At 65.8% G+C, this 22,242-nt stretch carries 35 protein-coding genes; 8 read left to right on the forward strand and 27 right to left on the reverse strand.

From position 1 onward, the window contains the following. Positions 1-16 precede the first annotated feature (16 nt). The 14 genes from K3172_RS12920 to K3172_RS12985 all read right to left on the reverse strand — a co-directional run bounded on the left by K3172_RS12920 (position 17) and on the right by K3172_RS12985 (position 8,907). Positions 17-400: a hypothetical protein gene (locus K3172_RS12920; RefSeq protein ID WP_221590658.1), complete on the reverse strand. Its 384-nt coding sequence runs from the start codon at positions 398-400 to the stop codon at positions 17-19. Further along, entirely contained in the window at positions 400-858 is a 459-nt protein-coding gene (locus K3172_RS12925) for a phage tail tube protein (RefSeq protein WP_221590660.1), read from the reverse strand. Before K3172_RS12925 ends, K3172_RS12920 begins: the two co-directional genes overlap by 1 nt. A 19-nt stretch (positions 859-877) precedes the next feature. Further along, the gene (gene gp17, locus K3172_RS12930) at positions 878-1,282 is read right to left on the reverse strand and encodes a tail completion protein gp17 (RefSeq protein WP_247718238.1); all 405 of its coding nucleotides are present in this window, start codon (positions 1,280-1,282) and stop codon (positions 878-880) included. 10 nt (positions 1,283-1,292) lie between these two features. Continuing rightward, a complete protein-coding gene (locus K3172_RS12935; RefSeq protein ID WP_221590663.1) occupies positions 1,293-1,760 on the reverse strand; it encodes an HK97-gp10 family putative phage morphogenesis protein in 468 nt (155 codons plus the stop codon). A 4-nt stretch (positions 1,761-1,764) separates the two neighbouring features. Next, a complete protein-coding gene (locus K3172_RS12940) occupies positions 1,765-1,926 on the reverse strand; it encodes a hypothetical protein (protein ID WP_221590666.1) in 162 nt (53 codons plus the stop codon). Then, entirely contained in the window at positions 1,926-2,252 is a 327-nt protein-coding gene (locus K3172_RS12945) for a phage head completion protein (RefSeq protein WP_221590668.1), read from the reverse strand. The genes K3172_RS12940 and K3172_RS12945 overlap by 1 nt, the downstream gene beginning before the upstream one ends. Continuing rightward, a complete protein-coding gene (locus tag K3172_RS12950; RefSeq protein WP_221590670.1) occupies positions 2,252-2,818 on the reverse strand; it encodes a head-tail connector protein in 567 nt (188 codons plus the stop codon). Before K3172_RS12950 ends, K3172_RS12945 begins: the two co-directional genes overlap by 1 nt. A gap of 23 nt (positions 2,819-2,841) precedes the next feature. Continuing rightward, the gene (locus K3172_RS12955) at positions 2,842-3,039 is read right to left on the reverse strand and encodes a hypothetical protein (protein ID WP_221590672.1); all 198 of its coding nucleotides are present in this window, start codon (positions 3,037-3,039) and stop codon (positions 2,842-2,844) included. An 88-nt stretch (positions 3,040-3,127) separates the two neighbouring features. Next, positions 3,128-4,360 carry a phage major capsid protein gene (locus K3172_RS12960; RefSeq protein WP_221590674.1) on the reverse strand — a complete coding sequence of 411 codons (1,233 nt, stop codon included), beginning with the start codon at positions 4,358-4,360 and terminating at the stop codon, positions 3,128-3,130. A gap of 27 nt (positions 4,361-4,387) precedes the next feature. Then, positions 4,388-5,041, reverse strand: coding sequence for an HK97 family phage prohead protease (locus K3172_RS12965; protein WP_221590676.1), 654 nt, complete (start codon positions 5,039-5,041; stop codon positions 4,388-4,390). 3 nt (positions 5,042-5,044) lie between these two features. After that, positions 5,045-6,301: a phage portal protein gene (locus tag K3172_RS12970; RefSeq protein WP_221590679.1), complete on the reverse strand. Its 1,257-nt coding sequence runs from the start codon at positions 6,299-6,301 to the stop codon at positions 5,045-5,047. Then, entirely contained in the window at positions 6,298-8,025 is a 1,728-nt protein-coding gene (locus tag K3172_RS12975; protein ID WP_221590681.1) for a terminase large subunit, read from the reverse strand. The genes K3172_RS12970 and K3172_RS12975 overlap by 4 nt, the downstream gene beginning before the upstream one ends. A 16-nt stretch (positions 8,026-8,041) precedes the next feature. Beyond that, positions 8,042-8,533 carry a hypothetical protein gene (locus tag K3172_RS12980; protein WP_221590683.1) on the reverse strand — a complete coding sequence of 164 codons (492 nt, stop codon included), beginning with the start codon at positions 8,531-8,533 and terminating at the stop codon, positions 8,042-8,044. 29 nt (positions 8,534-8,562) lie between these two features. Beyond that, positions 8,563-8,907, reverse strand: a complete 345-nt coding sequence (locus K3172_RS12985; RefSeq protein WP_221590684.1) for an HNH endonuclease signature motif containing protein — start codon at positions 8,905-8,907, stop codon at positions 8,563-8,565. A gap of 326 nt (positions 8,908-9,233) precedes the next feature. Between K3172_RS12985 and K3172_RS12990 the strand changes: the two genes are divergently transcribed. After that, entirely contained in the window at positions 9,234-10,187 is a 954-nt protein-coding gene (locus tag K3172_RS12990; protein ID WP_221590687.1) for a hypothetical protein, read from the forward strand. Here the strand turns inward: K3172_RS12990 and K3172_RS12995 are convergent. After that, the gene (locus K3172_RS12995) at positions 10,144-10,677 is read right to left on the reverse strand and encodes a hypothetical protein (protein ID WP_221590689.1); all 534 of its coding nucleotides are present in this window, start codon (positions 10,675-10,677) and stop codon (positions 10,144-10,146) included. The two genes, K3172_RS12990 and K3172_RS12995, sit on opposite strands and share 44 nt — an antisense overlap. Positions 10,678-10,990: 313 nt before the next feature. On the opposite strand from K3172_RS12995, the gene K3172_RS13000 reads away from it, so the two are divergent. Beyond that, positions 10,991-11,548: a hypothetical protein gene (locus K3172_RS13000; protein ID WP_221590691.1), complete on the forward strand. Its 558-nt coding sequence runs from the start codon at positions 10,991-10,993 to the stop codon at positions 11,546-11,548. A gap of 1 nt (position 11,549) precedes the next feature. Here K3172_RS13000 and K3172_RS13005 read toward each other — a convergent pair whose 3' ends face one another. Further along, a complete protein-coding gene (locus K3172_RS13005; RefSeq protein WP_221590693.1) occupies positions 11,550-13,427 on the reverse strand; it encodes a DNA primase family protein in 1,878 nt (625 codons plus the stop codon). A 44-nt stretch (positions 13,428-13,471) separates the two neighbouring features. On the opposite strand from K3172_RS13005, the gene K3172_RS13010 reads away from it, so the two are divergent. Next, positions 13,472-13,990 carry a hypothetical protein gene (locus tag K3172_RS13010; RefSeq protein WP_221590695.1) on the forward strand — a complete coding sequence of 173 codons (519 nt, stop codon included), beginning with the start codon at positions 13,472-13,474 and terminating at the stop codon, positions 13,988-13,990. 2 nt (positions 13,991-13,992) lie between these two features. Here the strand turns inward: K3172_RS13010 and K3172_RS13015 are convergent, their stop codons facing one another. The 9 genes from K3172_RS13015 to K3172_RS13055 all read right to left on the reverse strand — a co-directional run bounded on the left by K3172_RS13015 (position 13,993) and on the right by K3172_RS13055 (position 19,047). Then, a complete protein-coding gene (locus tag K3172_RS13015; protein ID WP_221590697.1) occupies positions 13,993-14,610 on the reverse strand; it encodes a hypothetical protein in 618 nt (205 codons plus the stop codon). After that, the gene (locus K3172_RS13020; protein WP_221590699.1) at positions 14,607-14,867 is read right to left on the reverse strand and encodes a hypothetical protein; all 261 of its coding nucleotides are present in this window, start codon (positions 14,865-14,867) and stop codon (positions 14,607-14,609) included. The genes K3172_RS13015 and K3172_RS13020 overlap by 4 nt, the downstream gene beginning before the upstream one ends. Further along, on the reverse strand, positions 14,864-15,448 hold the full coding sequence (locus tag K3172_RS15775; protein WP_221590701.1) for a helix-turn-helix domain-containing protein: 585 nt from the start codon (positions 15,446-15,448) through the stop codon (positions 14,864-14,866). The genes K3172_RS13020 and K3172_RS15775 overlap by 4 nt, the downstream gene beginning before the upstream one ends. After that, complete coding sequence (locus tag K3172_RS13030; RefSeq protein WP_221590703.1) at positions 15,448-16,215, reverse strand: hypothetical protein; 768 nt, start codon at positions 16,213-16,215, stop codon at positions 15,448-15,450. Before K3172_RS13030 ends, K3172_RS15775 begins: the two co-directional genes overlap by 1 nt. Continuing rightward, positions 16,185-17,246 (reverse strand): DUF6551 family protein, encoded by a 1,062-nt coding sequence (locus K3172_RS13035; protein ID WP_221590705.1) that lies wholly within the window; start codon positions 17,244-17,246, stop codon positions 16,185-16,187. The genes K3172_RS13030 and K3172_RS13035 overlap by 31 nt, the downstream gene beginning before the upstream one ends. Then, the gene (locus tag K3172_RS13040; RefSeq protein WP_221590707.1) at positions 17,246-17,509 is read right to left on the reverse strand and encodes a hypothetical protein; all 264 of its coding nucleotides are present in this window, start codon (positions 17,507-17,509) and stop codon (positions 17,246-17,248) included. The genes K3172_RS13035 and K3172_RS13040 overlap by 1 nt, the downstream gene beginning before the upstream one ends. Then, the gene (locus K3172_RS13045; RefSeq protein WP_221590709.1) at positions 17,506-18,081 is read right to left on the reverse strand and encodes a hypothetical protein; all 576 of its coding nucleotides are present in this window, start codon (positions 18,079-18,081) and stop codon (positions 17,506-17,508) included. Before K3172_RS13045 ends, K3172_RS13040 begins: the two co-directional genes overlap by 4 nt. A gap of 142 nt (positions 18,082-18,223) precedes the next feature. Next, a complete protein-coding gene (locus tag K3172_RS13050; protein ID WP_345725669.1) occupies positions 18,224-18,706 on the reverse strand; it encodes a phage regulatory CII family protein in 483 nt (160 codons plus the stop codon). Next, entirely contained in the window at positions 18,706-19,047 is a 342-nt protein-coding gene (locus K3172_RS13055; protein WP_221590713.1) for a hypothetical protein, read from the reverse strand. The genes K3172_RS13050 and K3172_RS13055 overlap by 1 nt, the downstream gene beginning before the upstream one ends. A 107-nt stretch (positions 19,048-19,154) precedes the next feature. On the opposite strand from K3172_RS13055, the gene K3172_RS13060 reads away from it, so the two are divergent. Further along, a complete protein-coding gene (locus tag K3172_RS13060) occupies positions 19,155-19,892 on the forward strand; it encodes an XRE family transcriptional regulator (RefSeq protein WP_221590715.1) in 738 nt (245 codons plus the stop codon). On the opposite strand, the gene K3172_RS13065 is transcribed toward K3172_RS13060, so the two are convergent. Together K3172_RS13065 and K3172_RS13070 are read right to left on the reverse strand one after the other, a co-directional pair. Beyond that, complete coding sequence (locus tag K3172_RS13065) at positions 19,889-20,509, reverse strand: 3'-5' exonuclease (RefSeq protein WP_221590717.1); 621 nt, start codon at positions 20,507-20,509, stop codon at positions 19,889-19,891. The two genes, K3172_RS13060 and K3172_RS13065, sit on opposite strands and share 4 nt — an antisense overlap. Before the next feature lie 3 nt (positions 20,510-20,512). Beyond that, positions 20,513-20,836: a hypothetical protein gene (locus K3172_RS13070; RefSeq protein ID WP_221590719.1), complete on the reverse strand. Its 324-nt coding sequence runs from the start codon at positions 20,834-20,836 to the stop codon at positions 20,513-20,515. 129 nt (positions 20,837-20,965) lie between these two features. Here K3172_RS13070 and K3172_RS13075 point away from each other — a divergent pair, with 129 nt between their 5' ends. From K3172_RS13075 to K3172_RS13090, 4 genes are read left to right on the forward strand one after another with little or no spacing between them, the layout of a single operon-like run. Continuing rightward, positions 20,966-21,217 carry a hypothetical protein gene (locus K3172_RS13075; protein WP_221590721.1) on the forward strand — a complete coding sequence of 84 codons (252 nt, stop codon included), beginning with the start codon at positions 20,966-20,968 and terminating at the stop codon, positions 21,215-21,217. Continuing rightward, entirely contained in the window at positions 21,217-21,498 is a 282-nt protein-coding gene (locus K3172_RS13080; RefSeq protein ID WP_221590723.1) for a hypothetical protein, read from the forward strand. The genes K3172_RS13075 and K3172_RS13080 overlap by 1 nt, the downstream gene beginning before the upstream one ends. Further along, the gene (locus K3172_RS13085; RefSeq protein ID WP_221590725.1) at positions 21,495-21,914 is read left to right on the forward strand and encodes a hypothetical protein; all 420 of its coding nucleotides are present in this window, start codon (positions 21,495-21,497) and stop codon (positions 21,912-21,914) included. Before K3172_RS13080 ends, K3172_RS13085 begins: the two co-directional genes overlap by 4 nt. After that, positions 21,911-22,201, forward strand: a complete 291-nt coding sequence (locus tag K3172_RS13090; RefSeq protein ID WP_221590727.1) for a hypothetical protein — start codon at positions 21,911-21,913, stop codon at positions 22,199-22,201. The genes K3172_RS13085 and K3172_RS13090 overlap by 4 nt, the downstream gene beginning before the upstream one ends. Positions 22,202-22,242 lie beyond the last annotated feature (41 nt).

Raw genomic sequence — 22,242 nt, forward strand, 5'->3', positions numbered from 1 at the left:
CAGAAGTCGTCGGGATCTAGCCCCGCTTCGCACCACTGCGCCCAGAGCTCTTCCCACGAGGGCGGGCGGCCTTGGGCGCTTTTGCGTTTCCCGGCTTGTCCTCCGGGAACGCGGCGGCGGAGGCCTGCTCCAGCGCCGCGCTAACCGCTTCGGGATCGGTCCGGATCATCTCCAGCACATCGGCGCGGGTGATCTCGGGATGGTGGCGCTGGAAGGCGGCCAGCGCGATGGCAGCGCTGGCCGACAGGAACCCTTCTCCCGCCATGGCCATGACTTTGGCCAGCGGCTTGCCTGTCGCCTCCTCGACCGTGAGCATCGCTTCCATGTCGAGGGCGAGGGTGAACTCGCGCCCGTCGCTTAGGACCAGCGCGACTTCACCCTTCAGCGGATTACGGGCCATCAGACAGGCGGCGTGTAGGCTGCGCCGGTCACGGCACCGCTAACGGCCATGGTCACCGTGGCTTCCATCTTGCCGTCGGCGGTCACCTCGCCCTTGTCGTAGCCGGTGACGACCACCAGCGTGTCGTAGGTCCAGGCCAGCACGCCGGTCTCGGGGATGTTGAACCGCACGGCGCGCGCGTCGCCGCCCGACAGTGCATCCTCGATCGCCAGGTCGGTATCGGTGCCCGGGCGGAAGTTGAGCGTCACCTCGATCTCGCCACCGTCGATCATGCCGCTGGTATACTGACGGCGGCGGTTCGGCGACTTGAGATGCGTGGTCTCCACCCGCTCCGACGTGTCGCTCGGCAGCGAGAAGCTGACCACCTCCACCAGCTCGTAGAGGTTTGCGACCGTGTCGTCGCTGCTCAGCCAGACCTCGCCGGCATAGCCGGTCGAGGCTTCGGTATCTTCAGCCATCGATGTGCTCCTGTTCGACCTATGCCAATCTGTGTTCGGTGAGCAGGTCGAGGCTCAACCGATGAACGAATCCCACGCCGCTGACGTCTTCGCCGAGGTCGCGCGGCCCCTCTGCCTTGGTGCGGCCGAAGGCGATGCCACCGACCTCGTCGGACTCGGCCACCGCGGCGATCACCGCCTCGGCCAGCGCCCGCGCCTGCCCGTAGCTCGAAGAGAAGACGTCCACCTGCACCCGCGTCTGCCGTGCGCCCTGGTAACCGCCCAGGTGCTCGGGCCGCGGATCGCTGATCGTCTGCATCCTGATGTAAGGCAGCCCCGAATCCTGCGGAACCTTCGTCCAGTGGATCCGCGCCTTCCCGCCGCTGACGAGCGCTGCAGCCAGCGTCGTGTCGCTTTCGAGACGCTTCGCCAGCGCGGTCTGCATGTCGGCCACGCTACTTTCCCTTCGCCGCCTTCTTGCGCGCCCGCGCCGCTGTCTTCGCCACTTCGTCGCGGATGACGTCGATCACCTCGTCGACCACCGCCTGCCCCTCGCTGTCCGCAGCGGGGCGCATGAACGGGTTGGCCGGCATGTTGACCGTGCCGAACTCCTGGAACGCGCCGACACCGCCCTGCTGCCGCCCGGTGGGGCCGGTCAGCATGTCGATGCCCGTCTGCCGCTCGAACTTGCGCGAACCCGGTATCCTCCGCGCCCGCGCCTTCTTCGTCGTGATGCTGTCCCGCAAGTCGCCTTCGTCGACGGGAACCTTCGCCTTGGCCGCGTCCTCGATGCGCTTCATCGACTTCCGCAATCCGCGCATCACCGCGTTTTTACCCAGCGTCGTCCTGCCGCTCAGCTGCTCCAGTTCGACCAGCGCCTCCTCGACGCCGCCGAAGCCCTGAAGCTCGACTGTCGGTTTCATAGAGCTATTTGGAGCTCGATCCGTTCGTGACCTCGACGAGCTTGGCCTGGGCGAGATTCTTCGCCTCGCGCTCGGTCACCTCGTAGGTGTCGCCCTTCTTCTTTTTCCACGTCTTCCCGTGGGCGTTGTTGTGCTCGCGGATGGCCTTCACGGTAACTTTCTTCATCACGTTCTCCTGACCGCCGTCACCTCGATCTCGCCGCGGCACGGCGTATCGACGGCAATTCCTTCGATGTCCCATGCCGCGCCAGCGTGCGCGATTCTGTCTGTCAGCCGCAGCCCCTGTGTCACGGGGTTCGACAGCATGTTGAAGGTCGCGGCCTGCTGGCCCTGCTCCATCGCTGCCTGCCGCCGCTCGCTGCCTTGTCCGTAAAAGACCGCGGCCCACTCCTGCCCGATCGTGCCCCAGCTCTCGACGTCTTCGTTGTAGGCATCCTGCGTCACGGTCGCCCGCTCCAGCTTCACCAGCTGGTCGCGCCGTCCGATGCGCATCAGATCGACACCTGCCGGAAAGACGAGCACAGCGAGGTGACACCCAGCGGAGCCTCGCCCGCCATGCCGGTGGAGACCACCGCTTCGCGGTTCATGAACAGATGCGCCAGCATCATCCGCACCGCCTGCACCAAGGCCGACGGCGGTGAGGCAAACCCCGCATCGAATGTCACCTCGACCGCACCGCCGACACCCGTCGGCCAGCTCTTCCCGATGCCGGGACGCAACAGCCCGCTGGCCGTGAACCGGTAATCGGCCACGTCCTCGGTGACCTCGGCCCCGTCGCCGTCGAGATAGGTGATCCCGGTCACATCGGTCACCGGCCTCACCGCAAGGTCGAGCTGATCCGCCGGAAAGCTTTCCGCAGACCACGTCAGTCCGGTCACCGGCCCCAGCTTCACCCCGCACCAGCGCTCGACAAACTCGATCGCCGCATCCCGCAGCGCCGAGATCAGCGCATCCTCGCTGCCGTTCGTAACCCGCAGATGCGCCTTGCAATCATCGAGCGACAGGATGGCTTCCCCATACCCATCGGGCATGGGAACATGACCAAGCTCGAACCGCATGACGCCTCAGTCTCCGTGCGGCCTCAGGCCGACTTGTTCTCGGGCTTTTTAGCCACCTTGGCCTTCGGCTTCGGTGCGGCCTTCTCGGCGGGGACCTTCTTCACGAGGCCGCGCTCGACGAGCTCCTTGCCCTCGTGGTCGTTGACCTCGAAGGTCTCGCCCTTCTCCTTGCGCCCGCCCGCGGACGAAACACGGATAGTGTCCAGTGCCTTGACTTTCATGGTCGTGCTCCTTTCCGGGGCGTCGCCGCAGCGGCGCCCGGGAAAAGAGGGGCGGCCCGAAGGCCGCCCGCTCCCATCGTCAGGTCGATTAGCTCGTCAGGTCGGTGATGACCGACGCAAAGTCGCCCTTCACGAACGCTTCGGGGCGATAGACCGCGAGCGCCAAGCGCTCTTCGGCAAGGATGGTGACCAGGTTCTTCCGGAAGTTCTGATCGTCCTCGGTCGAGATTTCGACGCGGGCATCTTCGCGGTCGAAGATCTGTGCGCCCATGCCGAAACTGCCGACCAGGTAGTTGCCTGCGGTCATCGCCTGGGTGGCGACAACCGGAAGGCCCCAAAGGCGCGGCTGTGCCGAATCCTGCGGGTTGCCGATGAGATAATTCTCGTTGGCATCCTTGGTGGTCTCGATGCCGAACCAGTCGATCGGGTTCAGCACCACGCCGTTTGCGGGGAGTTCCGCCAGCGCGGCCTGCAGCATTGCGACGCGGATGACATCGATCTTCGTCGGCGCGTCCACAATCGCGAGGTTGGCCGTCGGAGCCGAAGCCTGCGTGTAGATGCCGTTGAGGTCGGTGCCGGTGCCGCCGCCGTTCAGCAGCTGGTCTTCCTCGACCAGCTTCAGGCCGTAGCGCAGGCGACCGTCGATGTAGCTCTGCAGCGCAGGCACGTCGTCGAGGATCTGACGGGTGGCCAGCACCCAGTGCGCAATCGTGGTGACCGAAGTGGTCACGATGTCGAACTTGATCTCCGACTGCGGCTTGGCAGTGCCGCCGGTCTCGGTGTGGGTATCCGCCGAGTTTGTGAACCCGGTTTCCTTCGGATACTGGATCGAGCTGGTGCTCGTCCGGCCCTGCATCAGCAGGTCGCGGATGGTCAGGCGACGCTCGATGCCCGGCACCACCGACAGCCGGACCGGATCGATCAGGTCGCCGGCCGAGCCATCGGCATCGGTGGTCAGCGAGCTGATGATCGCCTTCACGTCCATGTCGACGCCGACGCGGCCCTTCGACCAGCCATTGTCGAGGAACGCCTTGACCTCGTCCGCTTCGACGAAGCGCTGGCCTGCGGTCTTGCGACCCTCGCCCGCGTCGTCCTTCTTGAACAGGGTCATCTTCTGCTCGAGCTCGTCCAGGCGAGCCTTCGCTTCATTGGCGGCCGTGATGGCCTCGTCGGCCTTCAGCTTCGCGCCTTCGCTAAGGCCCTCGCCCTTTTCGGCGCGGCCGATGGCGTCTTCGGCAACTGCCTTCAGCTCGTCGAAGCGGGCGTCGAACGCAGCTTTGGTTTCAGCGGCGAGCTCCGCCGCAGTCTTCTGTTCACTCATGATACTGGATCCCTATCTGGGGTGAGTTCAGGCGCGCAGCTGCGCGTCCATGGCCGACCAGAAGTCGACCGCGGGTTCACTGCCGGGCTCACCCCGGAGCAGAGGCGCGAGACCCTTGCCGGCGATTGCCGTGGCCTCGCTCTTCGAGAACCCTGCCTCCCGCAGGAAGCTCTCGAATTGCGGAAGCGAAGGCAGGCCGCCTTCGCGAATCTGTTTGACGTCCGTCACCGAGGCGTGACGGTTGGCGGGGAAATTGACGGGCGAGACTTCCCATAGATCCAGCTTCTGCAGCAGCCGGACGTTGCGTCGCTTCGGGTCGTCCTTGCTCTCGACGACCTCGTATCCGATCGACAGGCCGCGCATCTGCTTCTTCATCAGTCCGCGATGGACGCGGCGCCCAAGCTCGTCCTCGAGGTCGATTTCACCCTTCAGCCACAGGCCCTTTTCATCCTCGACCATATCGGTCCAGCTTCCGATGGGCGGGTTGTACGTCTCGTGGTGCCACAGCATCAGCGGCATTGTTCCGGCCTTCCGGTGTGCCACGATGGAATCGGCAAATGCACCGCGGACGATCACGTCGCCGTAGCTGTCCGGTTCGTCGTCGAAGGTGCTGCCATAACCCTCGATCACGCCTTGCGCGTCTGTCGCCTTGATTTCGAGGCTGAAGCTCTTGTGGTGCATGTCCTAGCCTTCCTGCCCGGTCTCGCCGATCGGGGCGTTCTGCATCTGGATGCGGGGAACATCGCCGCCCGGGACCGGGGCCATGTTCTCCAGCGCGCGGACCTCGTTGATCGTCATCGCTCCCATCTGCGTCATTTCCTTGTAGAAGGATGCGCGCCCGGCACTGTCGCCGCGCAGCAGCCCTTCCAGGTTGAACTCGATCGTGATCCCTTCGCTGCGGTCCCGCGCGGTCAGAAGCTGCTTCATCAGCGCCTGCTCGATCCGCTTCAGCCGACGGCGCAGCGTGAACTTCTGGAAGCCGAGCACGTCGACTTCCTTGCCCGTGCCCCAGTTCGAGGCCTTGTCGCCGTACCCGACCATCGCGGGCGGTACTCCGAAAATACGGCAGATCTCTTCACCGCTGAACTTGCGGCTCTCCAGCATCTGCGCGTCTTCCGGCGTGATGTTGATCGCTTCCCACTTCAGCCCGTTGTCGAGCAGCATGGGGCGACCAGCATTGATCGAGCCTGCGTACTTTTCCTGCAGCAGTGCCTCGACTTCGGCACGCTGCTCTTTGGTCAGTGCTGTGTCGGTCGACATCGTGCCAGACGGCCTCAGGCCATTACTGAACGTCGAACGCGCAGCCTGTTCTGCCGCAAGAGCGCCGCTAAAGGCGCTACCGCAAAGCGACAGGGTCGAAGCGCCGCCCAGTGCATTGCCCATCGGGCCGCGGATATGCAGCACGTCCTTCGCACCGCGAACGATGCGTCGGTTGCCCTCAGTCCACTCGTATTCGATCTGGCCGTCACCGGCGCGGCGCTTGGCCTTCACCAGGTCCGGCCGGATGGGGATTAGCGACAGCACGCTGCCGTCGCTTCGCCGGTCGATTTCCGCGAAGCCGTCGCCGCGCAGCTCGATGCCGGCGGCGATATATTCCCAGAAGTCCATCGCCGTCTGGTCGAAATTCGGGCTCTCGTGGAGCACGTAGTAAAGCGGGTGACCGCGGGCCACCTCGCGCACGCCGTTGACCGTGCGGTACACCATCAACGGCAGGCTCGCGATCGTCCCGGCGATCAGGTTCACGCACGCCCAGGTCGCCGTCAGCCCGATCGGATTCGAACGGTTCGATCCGCCCGCATCCTCGAACTGCGCCAGCGTAACCATGTTCGTGCGGAAGTTCGTTCCGTCGTGGCGGCTCGGCAGGCCAGTGACGACGATGCTCTTGCCTTCCAGCGATGCGCCGTCACGCTCCAGGCCAAGCGCGCCCTTCCACCACTTCATGCCGCGCGAAGCCCCGCGATCCAGTCTTCGGTCGAAACGCCGCCGCCGCCCGCAACCGGCCCCGCCTCGAGCAGCTGAACAGCATTGAGCGTGGCGATCAGCGGGTCGATCTTGCCCCCTGCCGCCTGCTTGCTGATGTACATGTTGCTGCCTCTCAGCTCGGCGCGCGCGTTGGACACGCACCACTGCATCATCCTCGACGGGGCATGCCGCAGCATCCCGTCGACGAGTTTGAATTCCACTGTCTTGATCGTGCCGGTCAGGCCCACGCCCTGTCGCACAGGAACGATCGAGCCGCCCCGCTTCGTCACGTCGTCATAGGTCTCGAAGCCCGCGGCGACGAGCGCATCGACCAGCGGCCCCATGCCCCAGGCATCGACGCCCACGGCACCGACGTCCGGCATCAGCCCGCTCCCGCGGATGTCCACCGTCTTGCGCGCGACCTGCTCGACGATCTCCTGACCCGTGTCGGTGAACGTCAGATCGCCGTCGGCCTCGAATCCCAGCAATACGCTGGCGATGTCCTTGCGCCTGTCGAGCACCACCCGCCGCGCCCAAGCATGGGACCAGGTCAGCCACACACCCGTGCCCCGCTCGCGTCCGCCGACGCCGAGACCGTAGAGGTCGTCCGCGCCGCCGCCGTCGAGCCCGACCACGACGACCTCGCAGCGATCGAGCAGATCGGCGAGATCGAGCGGATCTTCCTCGGCCGCATCCCAATAGTCCGCGGCCATCCACCGATCCCGCCGAAGCCTCAGACCGATTTCGACGTTCAAATGCTTGGCGAGGAAGATCTGCAGGCCCTCGCCGTCGCCCGACTGCTCCTTGCGCAGCTCGCCTTCAAGCCACTCCTTCGTGACCGACGAGCCCATGTGCGGGTTCGTGACGTAGAAGTTATCCGGCTCCAGGTACGCCTGGTCTTCCAGCATCGCCTCGGGGTACTCGTAGAGCACGCCCATCGATGTCGGATCTTCGATCTTCCCGTCGCGAACGTCGCGAAAATATTCCAGCTTCGCCTTGAATACGCCCGCTGGCGGCTCGTCTGAATGCGTCGTGATGTAGAGCACGAAGCCTTCCGGCCGGGCCGAGAGCCCGCCCGTCGCCTCGCGCAGCATCGCCGCGCTCTTCGGCTTCTTGCCGAACAGCCACAACTCCTCGACCAGCACCATGCCGGCCTTTTTGCCCGAGGCTGTGTCGCTATCCGCCGCGACCACCTTCAGCTCGGCCTTCAAGATCCGGTGCTGGATCAGGCGCTGGTGCTCCTTAACATGGAGCAGCTGCGCCAGTTCCTCGTCCGCTTCGACCATGCCCTTGGCCGGGTCGAAGCTGTTCTTCGCCACCTCGAGCGTCGGCGCGAGGATCAGCAGCTCGGCATGCGGACGCCAGTTCACGATCAGCGCCGTCAGCATGATGCCGGCGGCGATGGTCGACTTGCCGTTTTTCTTGCTGATCAGGAGCATGAACTCCCGGATCAGTCTCTGCCCGGTCGCCGGATCCTCAGCGCCGAAGATCGCCGCCACCAGGTCGAGGATATCGTCGTCGACGAGCTCGCCCAGCGTCGGGTGCCTGCCATTCGCCTTCTTCGGCAGGTCGACGACCTGCAGCGACTTGAACACCCGCAGCGCATCGTCCGCCTTCGCCGGGAAGAGCGGCGCGATCGGCACCAGGCTGTCGCCGGCGACGATCCGCTCTTCCCAGTCCTGGCAGGCAGTTGACCACTTCATGCGCGAACCCGAAGGGTCAGTGTATATTGCTCGGAGCCGGGCGCGGCTCGAAGATGCCGGTCACCCCCTCCGCCGCCATCTGCCGCTCCTGCTTCTTGCCGATCGGCAGCGCCTTCGGCTTCGGTGCTTCGCTCGACCTGCGCGCCTTGACCGAACTGTTGATCGCGACGAGCTCGCCCTTCTCGACCTGATCGAGCAGCTTCTTCATCGCGCCCACGTTGCCCTGCTGTGCCTGGTCGAACAGACTGGAGAGAACTTCCGCCTTCAGCTTGAGCCGCATCGCGTCGCGCTGCTGCACCTCTGAAAAATAGTGCTTGCGCAAAGTCGGCTGCGTGATCCCCAGCGCCGCGGCCACATCCTTCACCTCGTGACCGAGAGCGAACAACAGGCTGACTTTGTTGGCATTTCGGGCCGTCCGCTCATGCGCGGGCCGCCCCTTCTTCGCGTCGCGGTAAATCACCGGGTCGCCGAACAGATCGACCTCCCCCGAATTTCCCGCTTCAGCCAAAAAAAATCTCCGAATGAGTAGGGCGGCGGTTACTGGGTCGCCGACCCTCCAGACTTTCGCCCTCCCCCCGCCGTCTCGGCCACCCGCTTCGCCCGAGCCTCCGCCGTCTTCGCATTGTGACACGCCTGGCAGAGCAGCTCGACGTTCGCCGGATCGAGGTCCGCACCCCCATCCCGCCGCTCGACCTTGTGGTCGCCGATCAACCGATGGGTCGAGCCACACCGCTCGCACCATGCGCCGCGCTCGGCCTTGATCGCCTTCACCAGCGACCGCCACTCCGGCGAGGCATAGAACCGGTCCGCCACCTTCGGCAGCGCCCGCACCCGCGGCCCCAGCGTCGCCACCCGCGGCCCGAGCCCCTTCAGCCGCGCCATCGCAGATCGCCTCGCATCGTCATGTCGTGAGGACCAAGAGGCCCGGGTGCCGCCGCCTGGAAGCACACCGGGCCTGGTCGCATCCCCGGGAGGTACCCGCAGGGAGGGAGAGGAGCTTGGCCCGCCGGTGCTTCGGTGGGCGGGGGTAATCGCCCAGACACCAGCGCCAAGCCTATCCGCTGGATACCCCCTCGCGTGCTGCACAATGAAGCGCGATATTTGCTGCACACTCGAAACTGTACATTGACAGCGCCGCGAGCCTCGCAATTCCGCGCCCCCTGCTGCACACTTCTCGCGATTTCGACACACCACAGGCCGCCGCTTCCATGATCACCGACAGCATCACCACCTTCCGGCGACGGCTCTCCGCCTCGCTCGCCCCCGAAACCGGCGGCAAGCTGATCGAGGAGACGCCCGAGCTGGCCTCCGCGCGCAAGCAGCTGCTCTGGGTCTCCGCCGTCGTGTGGCTGCTGCTGCTGGCCCGCCCGGAGGATGGCCGCGCCGAGATCTCGCTCTTCACCAGCCTCGACCTGCCCTACCACCCGCTCCTGCTCGGCCTGCTAGGCTACCTTGGCTTTGCGGGATGGCAGTTCTACCACCAGCAATGGCGCTTTCGCCTTTCGGTCTCGAAGGTGAGCGAGGAGAACCCCGGCGCAGGCCATCTCGATCAAGCGATCTCCGATCTGGCCGAGAAGCACCCGAAGATTGTCGAGCAGATCGATCGCTACATGGGCATGCTCGATTCGGCGACGTCTATGTGCGAAACGAACGCGCGCCTTCGCCTCGTCGAAGAGCGGCTTCCCCCGATAATCGAACGCATAGAGCACTGGCAGAAGCGCTACGATCCGACGACCAACGAGCGCAGCAACCCCGCCGGATCGATCCTCGACGAATTCTATGAGAACATCGCATCACTCCCCCACGTCTTGAATGTCCCGATTCCGGACGTGTCCGACCACGAAATCAGCACCACAAGACGCGCCATGCGGAAGCAGCAGGAGGCGATCCACGAAGACATCAGGGAGTTTGGCCTCCGCACCGACGACTTCTTCACGCTCAGCAACAACCTCAAGCGCCGCGATCGCGCGCATTACATGGCCTTGGGGACGCTCGTCCCCATCGCCTTCGCCGGGTTGGCATTCCTCTTCGCGGCCAACACCCTCATCGTCGCATGGACAGGCCCCGCCATGACCGCCCCAAAGCCGTTCTGCCCCGTGTGCCCGGTCGAGCACCCCGTCACGCCGCCAACACCCGAGCCCTGCGAGACGGCCACCCGTTGAGCCCGCACACCACCGCGCCCAGCGCCATGCGATAGCGCAGCTTCAGCGCATTCGGCGTCCGCTCCCAGCGCACCCACGCCGCGATCGCCGTCCACGGCACACGGCCCTCGCCGCGAGCCAGCGCCTCGGTCGCCAGCCACACGGCCTTGCGCAGCTGCTCGTCCGCCACCAGCCCGACCCACGCCGTCACCCGGTCTCGCTCGTCCACCTCTGCGGACGACAGCGGCGTGCGCGGCTCGCGGCTCTCGACCTTGCGCACGGGCAGCTGCTTGCCGCTGTCGGTCTCGATCAGCGTTTCGGACCAGTCGCCCTTGATATCGCCCACCTCGCCCTGGGCGAGATGCCACGGCCCGTCGCCGGCGAACGGCCACTTGCCCCCACCGGGCGAGCGACGCCACAGCGCATGCACCCGCACCATCGCCTCTTCCATGTCCTCGATGGTGGAAGGGACCTTGGAACCGCCCGTGGAAGTGTTTCGAGAACCCGCCAAACCCACTCTTTTTTCAAACTTTTCAATATATTCCATTCCATTCTTCCCCTTCGAAAGAGAGAGGTTGGAAGTGAAGGAAGCGAAATTGGGGTAAAGGGCGCCGCAAACCGCAATGCACTTTCTCGTGCGGAGTTACCCGAATTTCGCTTCCACGACTTCCAAACGAAGGCAAGCACCTGAAAAGACGCAATTCTTTACTTCCATGTCCCACTTCCACGCCATCGACCCCCCGTGGAAGGCGGAAGTGTCTCGCGCGGGCGTGGCGGCCCATAAGTTCTTGCAATCACGGCTCGCATCGCATCTCATTCCCGCCATGAAAGAGCTGACCGAGACCTCGACGAACTTCGACTTGGACGATCGTTTTCTTCGCTTTGCGAACTGGGCGCTCAACGCCGCTCACAGGCTTCATTCTTCGAAGCACGAACATGAGGCAGCGGAGCAATGGGACATCTTTTTGGAGATGTTTAACCGTGCGAGGCATGAAGTCTGGCGAAGGGCCGGAGACGGCGATCATCGCAACGCACCGGTTCGTCAGGCAATCATGCAAAGCGACGAAATTCAGTACTTGCATCGCGCTCGAAACAGCAATGCCCACCGAATGGATTTCAAGGTTGAGTTCGGCAGGTTCGCCGCCATCCTCGACACGAAGGGACGCCCCGCGCGAATAATGGTCGACAAGGAATCTACCCGGTACGAAGGGGTCGAGGGCCCTATCTCTGAGGTGGTCTGGGAGAGCCGCGCCTCCATTCGTTGCCTCGATGTCCAGGACGATCAAGGACGGCTGCACGCGCCGCCGACACAGGACGGTTACTTGCTCGCTCATACGGCGATCAAGAAGCTGGTCGAATTGGCTGAAGCGGTCGCGATCTAGCTCAGTCACCCGGCACCCAATCGCCCTTCCCTGTCGGGAAGCCCTCGTCCGCGGAACTCCACCCCGGATCACCCACAGGCGGCTCCGGCGGCCCGTCCCAGCGCCCCTCGCGGATCGCCTCGGCGTCCACCCCGTTGCGCAGCGCGATGCCGATCCACCACACGCCGTTGCTGGTCTTCTGCTCGAAGCCCTTGTCCAGCATCGCCGCCTTGAAGCCCTTGTTGGTCCAGCTCGCCGCGCCCGCCTCGTCGGCCCAGGCGGTATAGGTGTCGAACAGCGCCTTCGCCTTCACCCGGCACGCGCCGGCGGGCTCGTCCGGCCCGACCACGCAGGTGGCGGACAGGAACCGCCCGAGATCGTCCGACTGGTCGCGATAGGCCGCCGTGGCCCGCGTCACCGCGTCCGGCTCGATCAGCCCCGCCGCGCGCCAGTCGCACAGGCCTTCGAGCAACCGGTTCAGTATCCCGCTCGCCTCCCCGCGCAGGGTTTCCGGCAGGCTGCGATCCACCTCGGAAGCGTCGATCGTCACCGCCCAGGGCACCAGCTGCATGCGCCGCCAGATGCCGTCGCTCGTGTCCTTCACCTGCGGCTTGTGGTTGCCGCTGATGGTCATCTTGAAATCGGGCAGGAAGGTGAAGAAGCCCTTGTTCAGGTGCCGCGCGTCCACCGGGTCGCCGCCGGTCACCATCTTGATCAGGCCTTCGTTCAGCCGCGCGTTCTTCTCCGGCTCGGACACCCGCAGGAACCGCACCCCGGGCAGGCGGGCGAGGTCGGGCGTCGCCTGGTCGCCGCGCCGCTTGATTCCGCTGTCGAGGAAGCTCTCGATCGGGATCGACCCGGCGTAATCGCCAGCCAGGTGCGCCACCGCCTCCACCCATGTGCCCTTGCCGTTGCGGCCGGAGCCATAGAAGAACGCCAGCTTCTGCTCGCCGATATCGCCCGTCAGGCTGAGGCCGCCCCACTGATGGATGAATCGCCGCATGGCGGCATCGGGCTGCACGCGGTCGATAAAGGCGTCATAGGTCGGGCAGGCGGCGGCCGGCGAATACTTCACCGGCGCCAGCTTGGTGATCAGGTCGGCGCGGTCGTGCGCGAAGCGCTTGACCTTCCAGCCATCCACCTTCCACTCGGATTTCCCCTCGGCGACCTCGTCGGACGAGCGGCGCACCTTGTTCCGCACGAGCCGCAGCGTGCCATTCAAGACGTTTATCGCCATCCGGTCCTGGTCGAGCTGCTCGGGCCGGATCGCGATATCGGGGAAGCTCTTGGCCAGCTTGGCGACCGAGGACAGCTTGCCGCTCGTCTCGCTCGCCTTGGCATGTGCGGCGATCGTGTCGCTCCACAGCTTGCGGCTCGATGTTGCCGTGCTGAAGGCGAAATCGCGCACCTCGCACAGTCCCAGCCACTCGGCGCGCTCGCCGTCGTCGTCGCCCTTAAGATAGGTGTCGAGCCCCTCGTCGCGCTTCACCGCCGCCCATTCGAGGAAGTTCTCGAGCCGCTGGCCATTGAGGTCGATCGGCGTCTCGCAGCCGAGGCTGGCGATCAGCGCCGATTCATTGCGGATCGCGCGGATCGTGTGGAACACGCTCTGCATCACCTCGGCGGGCAGCGCGTCCTTTTCCTCGGACAGCAGCCGCCAGCGCCGCCCGTCCCACATGAACCAGCCCATGACGTCGCAGAAGCGGAAATCGGCCCCGTGCCGCACCCGCCACCGCTCGGCATTGCCCAGGTCGGTCAACGGCAGCCGCGCACAGGCAAGGTCGGTCTCGGGATCCGGCACCGCACTGATCTTACGCGCCGGCTTAGTCCCCTCCCCGCCCGAGGGCGCAGGATCCTGCGGCGGCGGAGCGCCGCACGAAAGGCGATTGCGGGTGGTCATGAAAAATGTTGCCCGAAAGTATTACTTTCGGCCATGCAACTGGCATGAACAAGATTGGCGAGACCTATTGGACCGACTGGCTTTTCGGTGTGACGATGCCGACCAGTGGATGGCTCGGGATACTTGGCTCTTTCGCTGGTGTTCTGGTCGCTTTCTCTCTCGGAGTTTGGTGGGCTCGTCGCCAAGAGAGAGGCAAGGATTTGCGAGCGCTTCGGTTTCTTGACGAGAATTTGCGCAATTGCCTCGAAAGGTTCGCGCCTTTCGAGGTTGAGTTTAGACCAGTCGCTGAACAGGACGATATCGAGCGAGCATTTGGCGCCCTGCACCAAACTGCCGCATGTGTGCGGTGGGCTGTGGCCCATCCAGAGCGCTTCGAACCCGCACTCTTCTTGCGCCTTTTGATGGTGGAGCAACGCTGCGTCGGAGCCACTAGGCTCGGACCGAGCGACTTCACGATTGCGCGCGATGGTGAAATCGAGGTCGATCGTCTGGAGGCATCTACTTATCTCTGGAGAGAGATTCACGGCGTCGCGAGCGACATTCGGTACGTGCTGAGCGATTAAAGTCACGCCGCCCGCCTGACAGGCACCACCGGCCCCGTTTCCTTGACCCGCGGCAGATTGCCGATGCTCAGCAGCTTGCGCAGCCGCTCGCCCGCGCCGCGATCGCAGCGCAGCAGCACATGCTCGCCAAGGCCGCGCAGGCAGCGCAGCCCCTCGTCCCAATCGAGGATTACGATCCCGACGCCGCCCGCCCGCAGCCACGCCAGCGGCGTCGCGAACAGGCGCAGCTCGTGCGCGCGGCCGGTCTCGCAGGCCAGCCAGGCGTCGTAGCCCAGGCACCATCCCTGTCCCCAGCGCAGCGCCCACTGGTCCGGATCGTGCGTCGCCAGCGCGACGAGGTCCACCAGCACGCCCTGCTCGCGCACCCCCAACAGCAACCGCGGATCAGGCCCCTCGGGCTCGAACCGCGCGCCATCGGCAGACAGCGCCACGCGCCCCGCCCCGATATCCCCCGCGCCGCACAGCTGCCCCAGCAGCCCCGCCGGAACGCCGAGCTCGAGAACCCGCGCCAGCGCCGCCGGCGAAAGCCGCGCCGCCTCCAGCTCCGCGCGCAGCGAGCATGCGACGAACCAGTCGTCCCGATCCCCCGCCATCGCGGCCTCGAGATAGGCCAGATTCATTTGCTTTCGCCCTCAAACGCCGGGCGCTCGGCATCCGCCGAGCTTGGCTTCGCGGAACTATCCGCGGCGGCCGGTCGGCCTTGCCTCGCTTCGCGTCGGGACAATGCCATCTTGCTATCGGGATGCCGCGCGCAATAGGCGCTGCGCATCGCATCGAGCATGATGCCGAAACCGCGCTCGGACACTTCCTGATCCGACATCCCGGCAACCGAAGCCAGCGCCACTCGGCGCAACCAAGGCTTGGCATTGTAGCTCACCGGCACACCATCCCTTCGCGCGCCAGCGCTTCTGCCAGCGCCGCACTGCCTTGCCGCAAGCCGATGTCCTGCCGCTCGGTCTCGATCATCCCTTCGGCCCCGCGCGTGGAGAAGTCGTTCTTCGGCAGCACGGTGCGCATCGGCTCGGCCACACGTCGCTCGAACAAATGCCCGCTGTCCTTCCCGCGCGTGCGGATCCGCGCGGTCACCGCTTCCATGCGCGCGCGCACCTCGTCATTGACCTCGAGGCCCCCGCCAGACACGCCGAATCCTACGACCATCTGGTCGAGCAGCTCCGCGAACTTGGCATCGCGCCCACGCCGCGCCTCGGTATTGCGCACGCCATGGATCACCGTCGAATGGTCGCGCCCGCCGAACAGGCGCCCGATCATGGGATAGCTCATGTGCGGGAAGCACTGCCTGATCACCCACATCGCAGCGTGCCGGACCTGCGGCAATGGCCGCCGCCGCCCCCGCCCGACAACAGCGGCAGGCTCCACCATGAAGATCTCCGCCACCGCATCGCGCACCCGCCGCTGCGCGGTCGTCGGCGTCCAGTCCTCGAGCTTGTCCCCGGGCATCAGAGTCCCTTTCTTTCGACGACCAAGGACCGTCGTGAACCGGCAGGCGTTTGCGCTGCTCTGCCACTTTCAATCAGGCCGATGGCGTCCGCCGTGTGGTCTTGGCAGTCGTCGCCCGAGGGATAGTCGCCTGCCCGCTCGAGCTGCTTCCGGCAGGGGGCGATCCATTCAAAGGTCGTGTCGCAATCATCCCGGTCCCCCAACCACACCAGCCAGGCATAGGCAGTGGCGGTCGACCCTTCGGGGGCAAGGCAGCCCTTGTGGATCACGACGCGCTCGGTGAACTGCAGAATGTGGGAGGGCGGGTTCTTCGAGAACAGCCGCTGGAACCGCCCGACGGATTCGAGAAACGCCGACCGCACCAGCATCGCGAAGCCGAATTCGCTGCTCTTCGCAGCTGCATCGATGAACTGCTCGGCCAACCGGAACGGCGGATTCGTGATCGTGTAGTGAACCCGCTCCTGCGGCCCGAAGAGATAGTCCCGCACCGGAAAGCCCGCGCCGTAATCGTGGACGTCGGACGCCTCGACGCTGGCGAAGTACTCGCGCAGCGGCGCGACCATGTGCCCGCGATTGGCCGCGGGTTCGCGGCAGGTGAATTGCTCGAGGTCCTCGCCGCGTGCCTTCAGCCATTCGCACAAGGCGCGGGTGGCCCACGGCGGCGTAGGGAAATCGTCCAGAGAATCGTGCGGCTCGGCACGGCGCTGCATGACGGCGGTCGAACGGTTCTGCGCCATCACGCCGCACTCCTCGTCCGCAGCGAACACCAGCGGCTCTTGCAGCCTTCCGCCTCGGCCAGCGTCACGCGCATCTCGCACTGGTCGCACCAGGCCTTGCCATCGCCACCTGCTGCCACGGGCCGGTCGGTCACGAAGTTCAAGGCCCCGCGCGGGTCTGCCGCGCGCCCCTCGATCGGCCCGGGTGAAGGTGTCTGCGCCACCAGCACGCGCTCGGCATTCAGGCCCGCCACACGCACCAGTGACGGCGTGCCGGTTGTCGCTTCCCAGGCGCGGGCCAGCGCCAGCGCGCTCGCCGCGCCATATTTCAGGTTCGGATTGTCGATCTTCGCCGCCATGATGATGCTGCGCCACGACACCTGGCTGCGCTCGCCAAGCAATTGGGCCATGACGCCCAGCTCGGCCCCTTCCCCCTGCGCCGCCCGCAGGGCCACGATGCCGGGGAAGATCGTGCCGGCATACCGTAGCTTCTCGCCCTTGAACGCGCGCGCCAGCACCCGCAGCGCGTCGCGCGTGGCGGCTTCGCCATGCTTGCGCCAGGCGCTCTCGATCCCGCCGATGTTGGACACCATGCCCGGCTTCCAGCTGATGTAGTTCTGGTGCGGCGCGACCGACAATCCGGCATCCTCGAGCGCGCGCAAGATCGCGCAGGCCTCGGGATCCTCGCTCGCCACGGCGGCCTTGAACACGTCCAGCTTGCTAAGCGGGCGACGCTGCTGGTTGAGGTGGACGAAGCTCGCCGCCTCGTCTGCCGCACTCGCATATTCCACCACCACGCAGGGCAGCTGCATGATGTCGCGCCGCAGCTTCGCCGCCTCGAGCCGGTGCTGCCCGTCGATGACGAACAGCTGGCCATCGCGCCGCGAAACCACCAGCGGGAGGCACAGGTCCCAGTTCCAATGCTGGGCGATCTTGCGGATCAACGCCTGGCTGGCCTCGCCCGCGATATCGCGCTGGTAACTGGCATCGATCGCGAGCTCGGCCGGGGCCATGAACTGCAGCACCGGCATCCGCCCCAGCGGCGGATTGCACTTCAGGCGAGAGGTTGCCGCCCGCGCCATCAGGGGTTCTCCTCCGCCATCGTGCGGTGGCCGGTGAAGGGATAATCCTCGCTGCACGCGACCGCCCGCGTGGCGGCCACTTCGGCCTCGCCCTCGTGCAGCCCGCCGCCGACCTCGTCGATCAGGATGTCGAGCTGCCGCGTCAGCACCTTCGCATCGTCCGCGAACTCGGGCGACTTCGCGGCCACCAGCACGCAATTCGCCCGTCGCCGCTTCATGTAGGCGAGCAGGTCGGCCCGCTCCTCTTCGGCTGAGCGGTTCATTCGGATGCCCCTTTGGTGCTCTTCCCCTGCCCCTGTCCGGGGGCGAGGATGGTGACCACGCGCGGGGCGTTGCGCCCGTTGCCCGACACCGCGATCTTCTTCTCGGCCTTCAGCCGGTCGAACAAATACTGCGCCCGCCGCCGCCCGCGCCCGCCGCCGGGCAGGCCCAGCTCGCGCGCGGCTTTGGTCAGGCTCGGGCACACAGCACCCCGCACCGCGCAGCGCCGCAGGATCTTGAGCAGGGCCCGCATCTGGGTGCGCGTTTCGGTCAGCGAGGCATTCCGCTCCGCCATCGTGCACACTGCATCCCCGACCTTCCGCGCCAGGTAATCGAAACAATGCGCCCGCGCGCTGCGCCGCTGGCTCAGCTCCACCTTCCCCTCGCCCTGCCACTTTAGCGCCAGCGCCTTGGCCGGATGCTCGGCCAGCGCTGGCCCGGTAGCATAAACGATCGCATGCCCCGCCTCGGCCCCCGCCAGCCAGGCGCGCATCTGCGCCGGTTCGGCATAGGTCGTCAGCGGCCCGATGCTGAAGCCGGGCGCGGCGTCGGTCGTGAGCGCAGCGGCATTCATGCGCGCCACCAGCAATAATCGCCAACCCCCGGCGAACGACCAGTTCGCCGCAAGCGCGACCGCGCGCCCGAGCCTTTGCGAGGAAGCCAAGCGGGGCGGATGCCCCGCGCCCGGCGTTTGAGGGCGTCAACGAGGACTCCCATCAGTTCACCGCCCGCACGTTCGGCGCGTCCTCGAAGCTCATCCGGTTGATCGTCCGCAAATTGACCAGCTTCTCGATCGCCTGCTCGATCTCTATGTCGAGCGCCTGCGCATCGGCGTGGTCGAACTTCCCGTCGGCGGCGCGGTCGCGATAGGTGGTGGGGATGTCGCCCACCTCGGCCATCGCGTCGATCAGCGCGCCGCTGCGTGCGTCCTCGCTCTCGACGCCCTCGGGCAGGCGGATGGTGACGAAGCCCAGCTCGGCGGCATAGCGGTGCAGCAGCGCCGGGCGCTTGCCCTCGATGATCGCCGCCTGGTCGAGCCGGAAGGCACAGTCCAGCGGCGGCATGTCGGGGACGGATCGGTTGCGCCAGTTCGCGGCGGTGGAGGCGCTGCGCTCGGCCGTGGCCCCCGCCCCTTCCTTGCCGCCCGCCTGCTCGACCGCGTCGATGCACGCCAGCTTCATGCGCGAGAACCAGCCCATCACGCTGCCTCGCTGCTGATCTGGGTGTCCTTTTGCCCGCCATCGACAGTGGGCGGCAGCACATCGGCGGCGCTAACACCACACACATGGGCCAGCGCCTTCGCCTCTTCCGCCACCGTCCCGTCCGGCCAGTTCGCCGGATCGGCGAGGAAGCGCGCGAACTTCTCGAGCGTGTCAGTACTCGGCCCGCGGCGCATCGTAGGCAGGGTGTCAAAGAACTTGCCGTCGTAGCCGATGGCTTTCGACAGGCGCGAAAGCGGCACCTCCTTGCCCTCTGCGGCCGCGTGCGCGGTGCACCAGATTTGGGCGGCTTCAGCCAGTCTGGTCTTGAGATCGATCACTGGAGGCTCCGATGTTGCTCGGCGCCGATATAGGGGGAAATAGCCCCCTATCGTCAAGGGGAAATATTCCCGCTGGTGGATTTTTCTCCGCAGGGGATAATTCCCCCATGCCGAAACCCGCAGAAATCCTCATCGAAAGGATCGATGAGCGCCTGTCCGATTTGGGGAAGACCCGATACTGGCTTTCGAAGGAAGTCACCGACGGCAGCGGCACGACGGTCATTCGCGACATCGATCGCAGGAAGTCGATGCCGGCCGCAGACAGGCTCGAACGTATCGCCGAGGCACTCGACACGACGACCGACTGGTTGCTCGGCAGCAGCACCAACCCTGCACCCGTCCGCAGCGAAGTCACTGTCTCCGACAAGCGCATCGACTGGCGCGGCCCGCCGATGGCCGAACCCGGCATCCCGCTCGTCGGCACCGGCGATTGCGCCACGATCGCGCTCGAGGATGCGACCGGCCGCATGGTCGAGATCGAGCGATCGAGCTTCGACCCCGACTATCACCAGCGCATGCTCGCGCGCCCACCCGCCCTGCGCGGCGCGCGCGACCTCTACGCGATCTATTTCCACGGCGAGAGCATGGAGCCGCGCTTCGAAGCGGGGGAGATCGGCATCGTCGATCCCCAGCGCCCCGTGCGCGCCGGCGATTACGTGCTGGTCCAGCTCAATGGCGGCGACAGCGACGAGGTGGTCAGCGTGCTGGTCAAGCGCCTGGTTCGCCAGAACGCGCAGGAGATCCTGCTCGAACAGTTCAACCCGCCGGTGACCTTCGCCGTGCCGAAAAGCCGCGTGTCACGCGTCCACCGGATCCTCCAGCAGACCGACCTGCTCTTCGGTTAGACCTGCTTCGCCAGCGTGCTGCTCGCTGCAGAATAGACAAGCATCGCCCTCTCGCAATCCGGCAATGCGCGATGTTCGCTCCGAACCTGCACACCGGCCTGTTCGCAAAGCGCGCTCAGTCGATAGCTGTCCCGCCCCGGCCATGCTCTGCGTGCCAGCTTGAGAGCGCAAGTCACACGGTTCCGGAACGTCTCCTGCTCACATCTGGCACAGGCCGATTTGAGGAATGCGACGTCGAAATCTGCATTGTAAGCGACGAGCGGCAGGTCTTCGACGAACTCCCGGAAAGCTGAGAGGGCCTCACCCAGCGGCAGTCCATCTGCATTCACCATCGCCCGATTGATCCCGGTCAGCTCGGTTATCCGCGACGATATGCGGCCTTGCGGCACGACCAAGGTCGCGAAGGTCAGGTGCTCGCTTGCGTCACGCTCGACCTTGATCGCCCCGATCTCGATGATTTCGTGCTTTTCTGGATCAAGCCCCGTCGTCTCGAGATCGAATACCACGAAGCGATCGGGGAGCATGGAGATATCTGCGCCCTTCGGCGCTGGCCCCTTGCCTTTCCGCAGCCACCACCACGCAAGACCGCCAACAGCGAGAACGAGCAGCAGCTCCATCGCCTATTCGAGCCCGAACTGCGACTTCTGGATCAGCTTGCCGTTCTGGAACATGGCATTGGCATTGCCCATCGGGCCGCTCTCGCCTTCCCACTGCACCATCACTGTCCGCGTGCCGGCCATCTCGTTTTCGGAAATCACCTCGCCTGCCGACCCGACGATTCCAGTCACCTCTTCCTGCGACATGCCCGCCTGGATCGCATCGAATTCAGCCTTGCTGATACCAGGATCGTTGCCGCCTGCGCCGGCGTCGGCGCTCGAACCCGCACCATCCGGGGCGCCGCAGGATGCGAGGGCCAGTGCCGGCAAGACAACGAAGAAGCGCATGAATTCTCTCCCAAAATGACCTGATCGACAGTGCCGTTCAGCGCCGCCCACCACAAGCTGCGATATTTCCCCCTTGACTAAGGGGATATTTCCCCCTTATTTCCCGATGCCATCGCAACGGAGATACCCATGCTTCAGCAACCCGCAGACTTCCCGCACAACGGATCGCAGGCCTTCCTTGCCGGGACGGCCGATCCGGTGACGATCATCCGCCGCAATGCCGATGGCAGCGCGCTCGTCCGCCGCGACCCCAAACCCCACCAGCGCCGCAACCGCGACGCCAGCGGCAACACCACCGTCCCCTTCGCCGACCTTCACGAGACCGAGGCTGCGGCCATGGCCCCCGCGACCAAGCGCCGCCGGAAGAAGGGAGCGAAGTGATGGAGAAGCACGACAACAGCGGGCCGCGCGCCGTGAACGCTGGCAATGCAGAGCTTCACCACAGCAAGGCTGGCATCATCAGCCGCGCATTCATGCGAGCGCTCGCCGAAGCCGAGCAGCAAACCGAGGTCGATATCAACTCGGACGACATGCTGAGCATTGGCTCCTTCGATTTCGGCCCGACCTTCCAGACGACTACTGGCGAAGCTTTCATCACTTGCTTGTTCGACGAGCTCCGCACTTTGGGCGTCAAGCTCGATTTCTCGGCGGTCAGCGAATGAGCTACCTCACCCGCATCGCCCTTGCCGAGCTGCACCAGCGCAAGGCCTCGGTCGACGAAGCCGTCCGCATGCGCCGCTTCGATCGCGAGGCGGGCGAGCGCCTGCTCGCCTGCTGGCTCTCGATCGCGCTCGCCGCCGGTGCCGCGCCGCGCGAATGCTTCGCCCTGGTCGAGCACTGGCAGGAGGACAACGAGTATTCCGACAGCGCCGCCCGCGCCGTGCTGTTGTCGGACGGCCCGCGCCGCCACGAATACCTCGCCGAACTCGCCCGCGCCCGCAACCTCGCGGCAGGGAAAGCGAGAGCCAACCCGACCAACCGCGCGCTGCAAACCCGCCACGCCGACCTCGAATGCCTCGCCATCCTCCTCGGCGCCCCCAGCGAACCCGAGAGCATCGCACAAAGGCTGGCCGCGTGACCATCCTCCCCACCCTCGTCCTGCTGGCCATCGCCGCCGCAGCCACCCTCACCCTCGCCGACAGCGCCTGCCGCTGGTGGTCGGCTTTCAAAGGACTGCCAAGCATGAGCTACGACCACTACCGCCCCGACCCGAGCCTGCGCCTGCTGAAGCACGGCCCGCTCGTCCCGATGGCGGACGAGGCGATCGCAGCCGACCGCCGCAAGACCCGCCTTCTCGCCGCCACCAGCGCCGCCCTGATCGCCCTCGCCCTCACCGGCGCGCTGGTCGTCGCGAACAGCATCTGATGAGCCGCGCCGGCAAACGACACACGCGCACGTGCGGCCTG

The sequence above is a fragment of the Qipengyuania proteolytica genome, assembly GCF_019711565.1.
Classification (GTDB): Bacteria; Pseudomonadota; Alphaproteobacteria; order Sphingomonadales; family Sphingomonadaceae; genus Qipengyuania; species Qipengyuania proteolytica.